Source organism: Clostridium sp. Ade.TY, from assembly GCF_000498355.1.
GTDB lineage: Bacteria > Bacillota > Clostridia > Clostridiales > Clostridiaceae > Clostridium.
Window position 1 is genome coordinate 117094 of record NZ_AVSV01000029.1, and the last position, 14942, is coordinate 132035.

Here is a 14942-nt window from a genome sequence, read left to right on the forward strand (position 1 = left end):
TTTATATTTTTTTATTTTCTTTACATAAAAAAACTCCTATTATAGAACAGGTTTTATTATTTTAAATTTCTACTATAAAACTTTCTATTATAATAAAAGTATAATTAGGAGGAAATAATTTTTTTAAATACAAATATTAATTTTATTAGTTTTTCTTTTAAGTATTAGCTTTAAATAATTAAATATAAAAGTAAAAAGTGAACAAGTTAAATTGTTCACTTTTTTATGTTTAAAATCAATTTTATAAAATATAACTTATTCTGAATTTAATTATTAAGTCTCTCTAAACTTGCGGTAGCATCATAACTGAACATTTTGCTCTTTTTATTACTTTAGAAGTTACTGAACCAATAATCTGAACAAATTTCTTTTTAGTATTCTTTGCCATAATTATCATATCAACCTTAAGGGCGTTGGAGTAATTAATTATAACCTCATCTGCATATCCAAATTTAAATTCCTTAATACAATGAAAACCTTTTAAGTTTTCAGCTGCTCTTTCTAATATTTTAATTCCTAGTTCTTCTTCTGAAACTATCATATCTGCTACAATAGAACCTTCAACATAAACTATTTGTCCAACATTTAATAATATAACTTCTGTTTCTTTTGGACTGAAATTTTCTTTTAGGAAGTTTACTGCAATTAAATCTCTATAGCTTCCATCAAGTGGTAGTAGGATTTTCTTATTCACAAAAATCACCTCCCTTATGTAATTTTATACTTGTTACTTATATACTTCTATATTTGTTTAATATTTCCTTTTAAATTTCAAATAAAAGACCATTTTAAAATATTAAACAAACTATTATTAACCATTGCTTTACATAGCTTTGAAAGTTATATAACCCATAAGGATAATAAAATTTCTATATTTAATATATATTAGTATATATGTGAAATCTTTTGTAAATATATTCCAATAAATGTTATAATAATAAGAAAGAAGAAAATTTCAAAAATCTTTATTACACTATTAATAAGAGGGGGAAATTTAGTGAAAATTACTACGTTTAAGAAAATAGTAGTGTTGTCAATTTTCATATTATTATTAGGAATTATTGGATGCAGTAAATACTCTGAAGAAAAAGAAACTACTAATGAATCAAACGTAAATTTAAATACAGTTTTAAAATATAAAGATTCTTATGTTGGAGATAATTCTGCCATTTCAAATATTATTAATAACTTACCAGGCAATATATATAATGAAAGAATAGAACTACAAACAACATCAAAACCATATGAGATAACTATATACTATAAAAGTTTTAAAGATATCTCCATTAGATTTGAGGATAATTCATTACTGTCATCTTCTTTTCCTTATGTAATGAAAACTAACGCTTTAATAATATTTTCTCTTGTTCAAAATGCTGATATAGTAAATTTTAATATAGCTGATGGAAATATTATTACTTATGAAAGAACTTCTTTAGTAAATGAGCATAAAGATGATTTTGGAAATAACTTAGAGAAAATAACAAACGATAAATCATCATTAGAAAATTTTATTAAAACTAATAAAAAATAAATACAAAGATTAAAAGAACAGTAATTACTATTGCACTTTTTTCTATTTCTTTATAGTCTTATTTTCAATTTAAATTTATATAATCAACTATAGTATAAAAACTTTAAAATGGGAGGAATTTATGAAAAAGCTAATATTAGTATTTTTGCCCTTATTACTTTTTACTAATTTTATTGGATGTGAAACCAATGAAGGTAAACCTACTGAATTAATATATGATTCATTATCAGAAAAAGAGGAATTTTTATTTAATCTTACTGGAAACAAAATATTAATGTACAATCTTACTAATATTCCTGAAAATAAGGAAATTCAAATACTACTAACTTATGAAGTATATGAAAAGGATAAGAAAATAAAAGAAGAAATAATTACTGGAATGACTACTGAAATAGTTGAAGATAAACTTTTTGGAGAAGAACCACTTTTGGTTGAAACTGAAAATAATACAACAATAGGCTTAAATATTCAAAATGATAAAATAAGATATCTTTTATCTCGTAATGGAGGATATTCAAGTGGTAATTTTGAAATTAAGGAAGACTTAAGTCAATTTTCTCAAGGATTTCTTGTAAATAATACAAGTCTTGAACTTGGAAAAGAAATATATATTTACTTTGCTACTCCTAGTAGAAGCTTAAGTAGTATTCCACTTGGCACACCTATTGATTTAAATGAAACTAATGAAATATTAAAAAATAACGACTCTACAATTCTTATTAAATTATCATTTAAAGAAGCTTAAACTTAATTATTAAATTATATATTTATTGTACTTACAAAAATTATACTTAAGCTATTATAATTATAAAAATTATCATTAATTCTTTTTAAATATAATATAAAAAATGAGGTAGTTAAAAATTTTAACTACCTCTATTTATTTTTGTTATTTAATTATTTATTTTTCTAAATTTAGTTACTAAATTACTTTAAACTTGTGGAAGAACTATTACTGTATGTTTTGACCTTTTAATTACTCTAGCAGTTACTGATCCAACAAATGGGACAAAGTTCTTTTTAGTGTTCTTAGCCATGATTATCATATCAACATTAAAGGCATTAGCGTAATTAAGTATAACGTTATGTGCATATCCAAATTGGAATTCCTTAGTACACTTAAACTCTTTTAAATTATCAAAAGCTCTTTCTAATATCTCATTTCCATCTGCTTTTTCTGAACTTATTATTTCTGATACAACAATACCATGAACATAAACTATTTCTCCAGCATTTAGTAATATAACTTCTGTTTCTTGTGGATTAAAATTGTCTTTTAGGAAGTTTACCGCAATTAAATCTCTGTTGCTTCCATCAAGTGGTAGTAATATTTTCTTACTCATAAAAATCACCATCCTTTTATAATCCTATACTTAATATAATTCTATATTTGTTTAATATTTCCTTCTATTTTTTAAATAATTTTATACTAAATGCTATAATTTCTTATTATATTTTAATTTTTTATATAAATATATGTCGGAATTTAAAATATAAATGTAATTTTCTTTATAAATAAAAAAAGTGGCTTTTTAGCCACTCCATTTAATTTTATTTCTAATAGTTACATTTTACATATTTATTATTAATAACATCTACCACAAGGTACATATCCATTTGATTTTGCTTCACTTTCTGTCATTTTTATAGCACCTTCCATATTATGTGCATTTGGTGATTTATGATATTTATTACTTTTTGAATTGCCTCCATTTGCATATACATAATTACCGCTTGTACTACTTGAATTAGATGAACCACTTGAAGCATTTGAAGTACTTGAAGTATTCCCCTTATTTGATCCATTTCCATTACTTGAGCTATGTGAACCTCTTGAAACACTTGTATTATTTGAATTTGATGATGTATTAGAGCCAACATTATTTTTAGCACTAGCTTGTTTTTCTTTCTCTAAGTTTTCTTTTTTCTTTTCGTCTGCTAATCTCTTCTTTTCTTCCTCCTCCTTTTTCTTTAACTCTTCAGCTTTTTTCTTTTCTTCTTTAAGTTTTTCAACTTCCTTATTCTTATTAGTTAATTCATTATTTAATTTAGTATTATCATCCTCTAATTTTTTTATTTCTGAATTCATTTTATTTAAAGCATCATTTGATTTTATATCATTTATTTTATTACTTAAAACTTGTATTTCATTTATTTTAGACTCATAATCATTTTTATAATCATGAGGATTAAAATACATTATAATAGAAAAAATAAATGCAACTATTATAGCAATCTTATATTTAAATATAAATTTTATAAATTTATTATTTTTCATACTTCCCCCTATTTTACACTTAACTCTTTTATTTCTTTATTTAGGTCATCTATCTGTTGAGTTATTTTTTCGTTATCTGAAGATATTGCTTGTTTCTTTTCTATTAATTCAGATTTTTTCTTTTCAAATTCTGAGTTCAAGACATTATATTCATCAGATACTTTTACTTCTTGTTTTTCTATTTCACTATATTTAGAATAATTTACTTGTACAGGTTGTTCTGGCAATATACCTGAACAAATAGTAAATATAAACATAGCCAATAAAAATACGCCTAAATTCTTAAAAATATTAAATGTTTTTCTAAATATTTTGTTTTCAAATAATTTTATCTTCATACTTCCCCCTATAAAATGTTAATTATTTTCCATGTATATATTACAATATTTTCACATTTGTAACAATAATAAAATATTAAACCAAAAATCTCTTGTTATCTTTAATTTATAGTATTAATCTTAAAAATAGTTTTGTTTTAATTACTGATACGTCATAACAATTAAATAATCTGAATATGTTAAGTAATACATAATTCAACCCAAATAAACTTAAATTATTAAAATAAAAAGAACTATCATAAATGAATTTTATCCATTACCATGATAGTTCCCAATATAATTATTTTAATTAAATTTCTTATAAAAAATATATCATCTTCAAAATTTATCAAAACTTATATTCCATAAAATTATTATTTTTCTTAAATCCAAAATCAGTATACAGAAATACTCCCATATCAGAAGCAGTAATTTGAACTCCACCACATCCATATACTTTCGCTTCATTTACAACTTTATTTAATAATTTTCTTGCAATACCCATTCTTCTATATTCTTTTTTAACATACATACTAGATAATAATCCAATTTTTCCAGTTGGATTGCTATAATATGGTGGCTTTATAACAAATGAAATACCACTTGTACCTATAATTTCTCCATTCTCTATTGCTACCCATGAAATAAATGTTTTATCTTCCATATGTTTATTATAGTAACTATGTAACATAGGGCTTAAATCAAATGTTTCTTCTGCTCCTTCTTCCTTTAATTGGTTGATTCTTAATTTTATAAATGTATCTAAATCACTATTAATTAATCTTCTATATGTTATCTCTCTCATATTATTTACTCCTAAATTATTTTTATATTCCTCATTGTTAAGATAAAGCCCAGAAAAATATTAATATTTTCCAACCATTTCAAGCCATTTATAAGCATCATTTTAAATACTTTAATTATGAAAATGCAGTACACCTTCAATCTTATTTTTATTTCTTTATATACTTTTATAAGTCTAAATACCATATAAGTTGAACTTCATCTCTATCTTCAATATCTTCATAATAAGCATATTCATCTATTTTACTAAGTACAGCTCCTTGCTTATTATAAAATTTGCATGCATTAACATTATTATTTTGACATTCAATTTTCATTTGCTTTAATACTTTTGATTTGGACCACTCAAAATAATTTTGTACCTACTCCATGCTTTTTCTATCGTCCACTCTTATATCCCATAATACACTTATATCATCTCTACCATCAAGAAGATTAACATTTTCCTTTTTTGAAACAACAGTAACTGCTCCAATAGGAAGTTCATTATCAAATGCCATAAAAAATGCCCAGTTAGTTATATCAAATTTTTCTGAGTATTTTGCTACTTTCTCATATTTTCCCAAATCCTTTATGTACTCTTCAGTTAGAATCTCTTTTAATAAAATACCTCCAAAGCCATTTTTAATCTTTTCTAATTTCAGTATACTTTTAACATTAACAAGCATTGGATTTTTATCATACTTATCAAAGTATTTACTATCAATCTCTCTATATGTAATCATATTTTCTTCTCCCACTATAAATTTAATTTTTCATTTTAATAAAATACATTCTTATACAACTTTGTTTAATGCCAATAAGATTTTTCTTTATATTTTTAATAATTTTAAAGATTATTTATTTCCTTAACTGTTTAGGAAAACTTTAATAAATATCCATCAGGATCTTGTACTAATATTTCATACTCTAAATTAAAACCCAAAATATCAATATAAAAATTTTTTGATTCAATAATACTAGACACTGATAATTCAAGTATTAGTCTATTAAATTTCATTTATATTCTCTATTATTTATTGCTCTATTACTTTTCAATATTATAATCTAACTTTCCCACTCACATTTATTGTATACATACTCAAATGACTTAAAGGTTTCATTAAGTGATTCTGAATAAAATACACCTTCTTGTTCAAGAGTAAACCCACATTTTTCTATTAATTTTTTTGATGGTATGTTATTTTGAAAACAACAAGCATACACGTATTCTATATTATTTGAAAATAAATAATCTAAAATTTTATAAACTGCTTCTGTCATAATTCCTTTATTTTGATAATTACGATTTAGTACAAAGCCCAATTCCTTTGTATCTTCTCTTCCATTTTCAGAATCATCATTTATTGATATATGTCCAATTACTTTTCCATCTTCTTTATTTTCTATTGCAAAAATATTTTTATTTCTAATATTTCTATATAAGGCTTCTTTTGAAGTTAATAAATCACTATGGTGCTTCCAACCAGCCATTTCACCAACTCCATCTTGACTGCAATAATCATTTAAATCTTGTAAATCCTTATTTTCAAAATTTCGTAAAATTGTTCTTTTTGTTTCTAATCTCATATTCTTTCCCCCTAAATTATTCTTTATCATTAACTTTCATTGATCCAATAATATCTTTTCTTTATAAACCCTTATTAAATATTTATTTATAAAGTCCCTCTTTCTTTCTCATTTTTAAGTACTATACAATAAGATATACCTTATATTTATTATATCATTGCATATGTAAACCTTATCTTTTTTTGTGATTATTTGGATTTTTTCATAATTATTATAGAATATTCTATTTGCATTTCTTTATTTTCTTATAACAATCTATAAAAATAACCCCTTTAAGTAAACTTTAAATAGTGCTTTTCACTATATTTACTTAAAGGAGTTTTTTTAATTGCTCCAGTTTCCTATTTCTTTTTAATTATTAATAACTATTTATCTTAATTATTCTTTTCTAACCCCTACTTCTCCAGCTACTTGAGAGTACAATGTTCCATTATAGTCAATAAATACTCTCATTTCTCCTTCATGTCTTAAAGAATATTCCCATCCTTTTTTTCCTTCGCCTGGTATTTCAACAACTCCCATTGGTACAACATCTCTAAGATCAACCTTATCTGCATATGCTCTTGCTAATTTAAAGGCATCATTTTCATTAAAAGATTGTTTTTCTGTATTCTTTTTATTATTTGATTTCTCTTCATTACTTTTACTAGTTACTTTTTCTTTATTTTCTTTTTCCTTTTTTGCTTGTTTTGCTTTTTCTTCTTTTATTGCTTCTTCTTTTTGTTTTTGTAATTCAGAATTAATTGTATTTTTTAAATCTTCTATTTCTTTCTTCTGATTATCATTTAACTTATCTTTTTCTAACTTTTCAATTATATTTATAGCATCATTATATTTCTTTTCTTTAACTAACTCTTTTGCTTTATTTATATAATCATTTATTTCTTTAATTTTTTTCATGTAAGTAGTTATTTGCTCTTTTAAATTATTTACATCACTTTGAAATTTCTTATAATTTGAACCTTCTTCCCCAATTTCATTTATTAACTTATTGGCCTCTTCAATATTTCCATTATCAAAAAGTTTTTTTGCTTCTAAATATTTACCTATAATACCTTTTAACTGTAAAGCTTCTGTATCATTTGATTTTTCCTCTAATACAAAATCAAATGCAGTAATTGCTTTTTCATATTCTTTTTGATTTAAATACTCTACTCCTTTGTTTACCATGTTTTGAATTTTATTTTCTTTATACTTATAAAATCCAAAAATTCCACCAACAATAATTAATATTACTACAATACTAATTATTATAACTTTATTATTTTTCTTCATATGTATCCCCCTAATTTTTAATTTCTTAATAATTATATATCTATTTTCCTTAATTAGATATATTTTTATTTATTTCCTAATTTATACTATATTTTTAAATAAAAATAAGTCCTATTAAAATAATAGAACTTATTTCATATATTATTCTTTGTATTTATTATTTTATATTAATCTTTTAACTCATATGTTACTATTTTACGCTACTCTTTTAACTCATAAATTGCTCTTTTAATTAAAAAAGAAATTAATTTTTAACTATACATTATTTTTTTCCATTTTCTTATCTTTGTTCTAAAAGATTTAAATGGTGCAACAGTATTAATATGAATCCATTTCCATATTGGCCAATTGGAAGAGGTTTGAGATGCCCAGTTTCTTTTACCTTGAATAAATAACTCTTCATCTGTGTAATTATTTATAAGTTTAATAATTTGATTTTCTAAATTTATAAACATACTCTGAAGTTCTTTTAAAGTATATCCTTCATATTGTTTATAAAAACTCTCATATAAGCCACCAAGTTTATTCCACTTGTATTCTGGTGTTGGTGTTATAACTGTTTTGCCTTCTTGTTCTTCTTTTTCCCAATTAAGAAGTAAGTTCATCCATCCTAATTGATATGCAATCATTTGACTTGGAGTTCTATCCACTTCATCAATTAATTTATCCTTATCATTTTCATTAATATTATCAAACTCTTTTATAAATAATTTAGCCCTATTTGAAATTTCTAAAATTAACTCTTCTTTACTCTCATATTCTCTCACGCCTTCATTCCTCTCTAAATTAATAATTCTTTTTTCTACCTTTTATAATTTTTTTACCTTCTAAATATATATAACTAAATTTCTTTTTTGCAAACTATAATAAATCACTACATTTAAACCAGTATGTGATTTATATAATTCTATAAAATATTCAGGAGCTTTAACTTCAAAACATATTCTAATTCCTATATTATTAATTTATTTTTGCTCTTATCATCTTATTATTCCATATTTTATACATAATATATTTTTATGAAACTTATACTAATAAAAATAATTTTTATAATTATAATATTTAAAATTAATACTTATACAAATTATTTAAAACAAATAAAGCTTCTGCCCAAACTAAGTTGTCTTCAACTCTACAAACTAAGTAACCTAATAATTCCTTATTATTATTTTAATCTAATGAATTAAGCTAAGTAAAAAATACATTCCTAAACTTACAACTAATGCAATAAGGGCAGAACAAATTACTAAGAACCCTTTTTGATATGGACGTTTTCCAATCTCACAACTCTTTTCAATCTGATCAAGTTTTTTTCCTTCAGTAAAAGCTATAATTTCTCTGTATGTTTGAATGTCATGAGTTTTCTTTTGTTTTTCAATACGGTTTGCATAATACATTGTAACACCAAATAATACTACCCAAATTGCAATTCCAATAAAATCTAAGTAAAGAAATAATGGAACGCATAATATTACTGTTGCCATAAGAAGCACAGTAAAAATCATGCCGTCATGATTAAACCTTTTGATATCCTCTGCCTTAATTTCTTCTTTCATTTCCTCTAAATCTCCTTTAACTAGAGTATCAAGAGAAACACCAAATAGAGTACTTAATAGTACCAAACTATTTATATCAGGATAGTTCTTTCCATTTTCCCAGTTTGAAATTGTTTGCCGTGTTACAAATACTTTTTCAGCCAAAGCCTCCTGAGATAATTTTGAATCTAGTCTAAATTTTTTTATTTGTTTACTAATGTCCATTTTGATATTCCTCCTGCTTACATTCTATCTTTAGGAGCGTACTTATGCTATAAAACCTCTTTTACATCACTACTTTTTACTATGTAAAATCGATTTTACATACCATTTTACTGCATTATAAGCATATATTAAACTCTTCAACTATTTCTACAACTTCTATTTCTCCATCTATAATTGTTTCTATCAATTTATCTTCACAAGGCTCATTATTCCAATAATTTTTTGCAAATTCAAACTGTTCTTTAATTGAAACAGTTTCTGTTTTTATATTATAAGAATTTCCATCAAACGAATTTCCTGTTGCTCTTAATTTTACTATTTGAAATGTTGGTCTTCCAAAATAAATAAAACTTTCAGCCCAATTCTTAGCATCTTCTAAATTTCTTGATACATATAAACAAGCCATTCTTGATGGAACTTTTAAATTTTCTTTTCTTCTTTCTATTTCTAATATTAATTCTCTATAACCTTTTGTTGACCACTCTAAATATTTAGATAAAACATCAGTATCTTCTTCATTAAGCTTTAGTTTTCCATCCTTAATGTTTTCTCTTAATATTTCAAGTGCTGTTTTACCTTCTGAATTTCTAAAATCAAAATTTAAACTTCTTTCATATACTCCATTGTGATTATTTTCGTTAAAAATTATTACTTGTCCTAACTTCATAGGTTTTTCTGTAACAACATGATAAAAATATTGTTCCTCTTTTTTCTCCATCTCGCTCTCCTTTTATGCTTTAAATATTTTCCTTTATCTTATTTGCAATTATTTCATTTACATTATAATTTTTATCAGATACTATCCAAGAAAAATTATCTTTAATATACCTTGGAAACAAATGCATGTGATAATAACCTATATCATTAAACTTTCCACCATTTTGCATTATGCTGTATCAATTTGTCTATTTCGTTATAATAACTTATTTCTACATTTCTTATTACCATAAGTTTGCCACTTATCAATTATATTAACAGTCCTTATTACTTTTAAAATTAATTTTGCTTATAGTATATCCTATTTTTAGAAAAAAATCAGATATAATCCATCAATTTAAAAATAGCCTAACTATTTATCTCTTTTCTCATAAAATTAATTTATTAATTAAATTTCAACTAATAGGATATAACATCGAGGTAAAGAACCCTATAAGAGAAAATCAAATTATTTTTACTAAAATTATTATAAAGCATAATAATTATGCAAGAAATTAAACTTAATTTTTTCTCACTAAAATATCTGAAATGGTACCAGTTGGCATTTAAAATATAAGACTGGTTCCATAAAACATACTTTCAATTATAATAATTTGAAAAAAATTTATATAAATAATCTTATTTAATATTCTTTTTTAATTCATTTCACTACACTAAAATTTGATTATTTTTAAACATAAAAAATAGACCTAGTTATAAAAACTGGTCTAAACTGAATTACTCAGTAATGAAATATCTAAAAGCTCAAACTACATAAACATTCTAAAAATGGATACGACAACCCAATTTTAATTAAAATCATATACATCCATATTAGAACTGCTTGATAAAACTTGAATTCTTGCACTTTTTTCATTGTTCATCATATCCCTTTACCGCCTTAATATTTTATAAACTACAACTATATGTCGATCATTTAACAAGTAAATCAATCACATATTATAGATTTCACTCATTTCGCATTTTCTTCTTTATCATATTTGCTTTATATTATTTTTGATTACGCCATCTATAGAATTCTATTAGTTCTTCTTTCCTTAATATTTCTTTTATTTGAATATCTATTTCTTTTACTAGCTTTTCTATATTTCTTTTAGGTTTTATTTTTATAAATTTTAAATTATGATCATTTACATCATCAATATCTAAATTTTCATTTTTAGATTCAGGATATAATACTATTACTTTTTGAACCGGCATCTCAATTAATTCTATTGTTTTTGTTTCCTTATTATAATTATTTTTATTTTTTAACAAATATATACTCCTACAATTATTTCCATAAGCAACTAATTGTTTTATAACACTTTGTTCAAAATATCTATCATAATTTTTATTCCAAATTCGCTCCCTATACCTATATTTAAATTCAAATATTATACTTCCTAAATATACATCATTTTTATAAATGTCTAACCTAGCATCAGGTTTATTATTTAGAGCTGTTATATATAGTGGATTATTATAAAAATTAGTTTCTCTACTATACTTAGGAATTTCAGTATCATAACATAAATTAATTATTATATCATCTTTTTGAAATTTTACAGTTGTATTAGCCTCTAAATCTTGAATTATATATTCTTTATTAGTATTTTTTTTATTAAATATCCACCCATTAACATTTTTATAACCTAAATCATCTCTTATTATTTTGCATATTTTTACATAACACCACATTTCATATAATTTATCAGTCTTTTTCCACTGTATAGAATATTTATTATTTTTGCTCGTAAAATCATTATCATGTAATTTCTTATAAACTTTATATAAAATATTATACCTGGAATCTTGTATTAATACATGAGGAATATTACTACTAGTATTACCATCTAATATTCTACACCATTGACTTAAATGGGATATAGCTCCTTTCATCTTAAGAGATTTATTCTTTAATTTAGTTATATAATCTAAAGACTCTTTTTCCATAATAAACTCTATCTTATTATTTCTATACCTATAATACTTTTTAATTTCTATTATTTTATTTCTTTTATTAATTATTACTCTATTGATTTCTTTTAAAAATTCATTTAAATCAAATATTATTTCTTCTATTATTCTTTTCATCCATCTATTCTCTGGTAAATTATATTCTATAGTTTTTGTAGGAACTTTCATAAATCCTTGTTTCACAGAATTGCTTAGATAATTTTTTATGGTTATAGTATCTATTTTCTTAACTTTTTCTTGTTGAACTATCCTATATTTATTATCTATTTTATAATTTGCTCTATTTTTTAATTCTATCAATGAACTAATAATTTTAGGAAAATCATTTTCTATTACTGAAAATTTATAAAACATTGTAGGCATTTCATTTAATATTCCTTGATTTGCAACTGAAAAAGTTCTTTTTATAAATTCAAATGCAATACCATTTAATTCATCTTCTAATTCTCTCTTAATAATATTTGATTCATCCTCTGTTAATAATTTATTAATTACCTTAAATGAAGAATAGTATACAATCTCTTCAACAATAACTCTTATGCTATATTGTCCAGGTATAAGTGGATAAAATCCTTCTTCATATATTGGAATTTTTATATCAGATGGTTTTATAAAAACTTCATTATTTTCTAAATTAACTATATCATTAGGCAATAATTCTAATGGTAATGTATCTAGCCCATCCATGTATAATTTAGCTGATTTATTTTTACACTCAAATTTTATTGACACTATTCTATTTTCTTCTATACTAACTATTTCATCATCACATATTTCTTTATCATCTTTATAAAAATTCAATTCTTTTACTTTTGAGTCTTTTTTTTCATGAAAAGTAACTTTAAATATATTATAATGTGTATCCATAAATACTTAACTCTCTTGCCTTATCATTGATATACTTTTTTGAATTATTAAATTCAGATATATCACTATATCGATTTAATATTTCCATTATACTACTATCAATTAGCTCTTTCTTTTCAATATCATATGTTCCAATAAACTCATTCCATTGTTCTTGAGTTCCTCTTATTTTTGTTAAAACTCTTTGAACTAATTGTATATCTATTGCATCTTTTCTTGTTAATATAGAATTATCTGGTATATTCTTAATGTATTTATCAATTTGCTTTACAATTCTAAAACCAATTCCGATATTCTTATTTAAGAAATTCATACTTTTATGTATTTCTGATAACATATCTATTTCTCTTTCTAATAAATATATATTTCTTTTGTGTTTAATCATATTTTTATATTCTAAAAAAGAAATTTTCTCACAATATATTTCCTGTCCCATATATTTCTCAAGATTATACAACTCTTTGAAGTCACATTGATCTAGGGTTATAACATTAGCTCTATCTAAAACTTTATCTGAAAAATGATATGTTGATTCATCTAAATTTACTGTACCAACAAAAAATAAATTATCTCCTATAAGAATATTAGAAGGATATTTATCTGCATTGTATAAATTCTTTTCTAGTTCCGAATTATACAAATTTAATATTCTTTTATCTTCATCTAATTCTAATACAGAAAGAAATTGAGAAAAATAATGCTCAATTCTAGCTAAATTCATTTCATCTAAACAAACTATATATATATCATCTTTATTTTTAGAAGCAGAAATTATTGTATCTATAAACCTTGAATCAGATGGTTTATAAATATTATGCATTGTATCTACATATCCTAATAAATCACTGTCATCTGCCCAAGAAGGCCTTACAGGTATAAAATTTAAATTATCTTCATTTATTCCCAAAGCTTTTCCATAAGCCTGTACTATTTTAGATTTACCAGTTCCACTCATTCCTGCTAGTATAACCAAATTAGATGATTTCATTGCAATATGAAAGTTTATTAAATCTTTACTTTTATATGCCAAATTCATATTTTTAGTTATTTTTATAAATTTATCTATGAAATCATCTTCATTTATTTTCATTTCTTTATTCATATTATTATCCTCATTTTTTAATTTACTGAAATTCTTTTCTAATTGTTGATTATTATTACTAATAAACTCTGCTAATTTTTCTATTTTATAATACATATTAGTTTCCACAAATATTATTTCATCTAACTCTGGACTCTGTATAAAATAATCATCCCAACTTTTATCTTCTTCTACAAAATATAATTCATTAAATGAATACTTTACCATACCATATTTGTATTCATGATTATCAAATCCAACAATAGCTCTAATTGTTTTACCATCATCAAAAAATATCATTGATGGAACATCTTCTATATCTTTTGATATACCTTCTATACTCTTTAACCATTTGTTTGTTAATAATTTTTCTCTAAATTCCTCAAACCCTATATTTAATGATTCTTTTCTATACACTGGAACAGCCTTATAAGTAAATTCTTCACTAAATATTTTTGGTTTTTTAACTATTATTACATCATCAATACTATAGTTATCTTTTTCTTTATAATTATCTCTTTTTTTTATCGGTTTAAATATTAAAAGTCTATCTTCAAAAAAACAATCTATTTGAAACTCTCTTTCTTCTTTAATTAATATACTTTTATCATCTATAAAACCATCTTTCTCTATATGAGATGAATATCCTGTAAAAACTTTGTTTTCCGGAAAATCATAAGGTTCCTCAGATATTAATCTTACGTCAAATTGTAAAGATTCTACCTTATTTACAAATATATTATCTCCAAGCTTTCCTAACATATATGTATCCCACTTCATT

Annotated in this window: 17 protein-coding genes; 2 read left to right on the forward strand and 15 right to left on the reverse strand. The window is 23.2% G+C overall.

The window, feature by feature from the left end; all coding sequences use genetic code 11:
• Positions 1 to 283: 283 nt before the first annotated feature.
• Positions 284 to 694: a universal stress protein gene (locus O212_RS0112130; RefSeq protein WP_024615372.1), complete on the reverse strand. Its 411-nt coding sequence runs from the start codon at positions 692 to 694 to the stop codon at positions 284 to 286.
• A gap of 303 nt (positions 695 to 997) precedes the next feature.
• Between O212_RS0112130 and O212_RS0112135 the strand changes: the two genes are divergently transcribed.
• Both O212_RS0112135 and O212_RS0112140 read left to right on the forward strand, forming a co-directional pair.
• Entirely contained in the window at positions 998 to 1534 is a 537-nt protein-coding gene (locus O212_RS0112135; RefSeq protein WP_024615373.1) for a DUF4825 domain-containing protein, read from the forward strand.
• A gap of 121 nt (positions 1535 to 1655) precedes the next feature.
• Positions 1656 to 2279: a hypothetical protein gene (locus tag O212_RS0112140; protein WP_024615374.1), complete on the forward strand. Its 624-nt coding sequence runs from the start codon at positions 1656 to 1658 to the stop codon at positions 2277 to 2279.
• A 187-nt stretch (positions 2280 to 2466) separates the two neighbouring features.
• Here O212_RS0112140 and O212_RS0112145 read toward each other — a convergent pair whose 3' ends face one another.
• The 14 genes from O212_RS0112145 to O212_RS0112215 all read right to left on the reverse strand — a co-directional run bounded on the left by O212_RS0112145 (position 2467) and on the right by O212_RS0112215 (position 14941).
• Entirely contained in the window at positions 2467 to 2877 is a 411-nt protein-coding gene (locus O212_RS0112145; RefSeq protein WP_024615375.1) for a universal stress protein, read from the reverse strand.
• A 242-nt stretch (positions 2878 to 3119) separates the two neighbouring features.
• Positions 3120 to 3812, reverse strand: a complete 693-nt coding sequence (locus tag O212_RS16085) for a hypothetical protein (protein ID WP_024615376.1) — start codon at positions 3810 to 3812, stop codon at positions 3120 to 3122.
• A gap of 8 nt (positions 3813 to 3820) precedes the next feature.
• Positions 3821 to 4150 carry a hypothetical protein gene (locus tag O212_RS0112155; RefSeq protein WP_024615377.1) on the reverse strand — a complete coding sequence of 110 codons (330 nt, stop codon included), beginning with the start codon at positions 4148 to 4150 and terminating at the stop codon, positions 3821 to 3823.
• A gap of 328 nt (positions 4151 to 4478) precedes the next feature.
• On the reverse strand, positions 4479 to 4934 hold the full coding sequence (locus tag O212_RS0112160) for a GNAT family N-acetyltransferase (RefSeq protein ID WP_029699365.1): 456 nt from the start codon (positions 4932 to 4934) through the stop codon (positions 4479 to 4481).
• A gap of 166 nt (positions 4935 to 5100) precedes the next feature.
• Positions 5101 to 5250 (reverse strand): hypothetical protein, encoded by a 150-nt coding sequence (locus O212_RS16700; RefSeq protein WP_160166418.1) that lies wholly within the window; start codon positions 5248 to 5250, stop codon positions 5101 to 5103.
• A gap of 45 nt (positions 5251 to 5295) precedes the next feature.
• Positions 5296 to 5658 (reverse strand): hypothetical protein, encoded by a 363-nt coding sequence (locus O212_RS0112170; RefSeq protein WP_024615379.1) that lies wholly within the window; start codon positions 5656 to 5658, stop codon positions 5296 to 5298.
• 131 nt (positions 5659 to 5789) lie between these two features.
• Positions 5790 to 5933, reverse strand: a complete 144-nt coding sequence (locus tag O212_RS16870; RefSeq protein WP_173391490.1) for a hypothetical protein — start codon at positions 5931 to 5933, stop codon at positions 5790 to 5792.
• A 47-nt stretch (positions 5934 to 5980) separates the two neighbouring features.
• Positions 5981 to 6502, reverse strand: a complete 522-nt coding sequence (locus tag O212_RS0112180) for a GNAT family protein (protein WP_024615380.1) — start codon at positions 6500 to 6502, stop codon at positions 5981 to 5983.
• A gap of 378 nt (positions 6503 to 6880) precedes the next feature.
• The gene (locus O212_RS0112185; protein ID WP_024615381.1) at positions 6881 to 7777 is read right to left on the reverse strand and encodes a hypothetical protein; all 897 of its coding nucleotides are present in this window, start codon (positions 7775 to 7777) and stop codon (positions 6881 to 6883) included.
• A gap of 251 nt (positions 7778 to 8028) precedes the next feature.
• Complete coding sequence (locus tag O212_RS0112190) at positions 8029 to 8544, reverse strand: ClbS/DfsB family four-helix bundle protein (protein WP_024615382.1); 516 nt, start codon at positions 8542 to 8544, stop codon at positions 8029 to 8031.
• Positions 8545 to 8952: 408 nt separating this feature from the next.
• Positions 8953 to 9537: a helix-turn-helix transcriptional regulator gene (locus O212_RS0112195; protein ID WP_024615383.1), complete on the reverse strand. Its 585-nt coding sequence runs from the start codon at positions 9535 to 9537 to the stop codon at positions 8953 to 8955.
• A 115-nt stretch (positions 9538 to 9652) separates the two neighbouring features.
• A complete protein-coding gene (locus O212_RS0112200) occupies positions 9653 to 10255 on the reverse strand; it encodes a DUF2441 domain-containing protein (RefSeq protein ID WP_024615384.1) in 603 nt (200 codons plus the stop codon).
• A gap of 989 nt (positions 10256 to 11244) precedes the next feature.
• On the reverse strand, positions 11245 to 13080 hold the full coding sequence (locus O212_RS0112210) for a DUF2357 domain-containing protein (protein WP_024615385.1): 1836 nt from the start codon (positions 13078 to 13080) through the stop codon (positions 11245 to 11247).
• Entirely contained in the window at positions 13064 to 14941 is a 1878-nt protein-coding gene (locus O212_RS0112215; protein WP_024615386.1) for an AAA family ATPase, read from the reverse strand. Before O212_RS0112215 ends, O212_RS0112210 begins: the two co-directional genes overlap by 17 nt.
• Between the last annotated feature and the right edge of the window lies 1 nt (position 14942).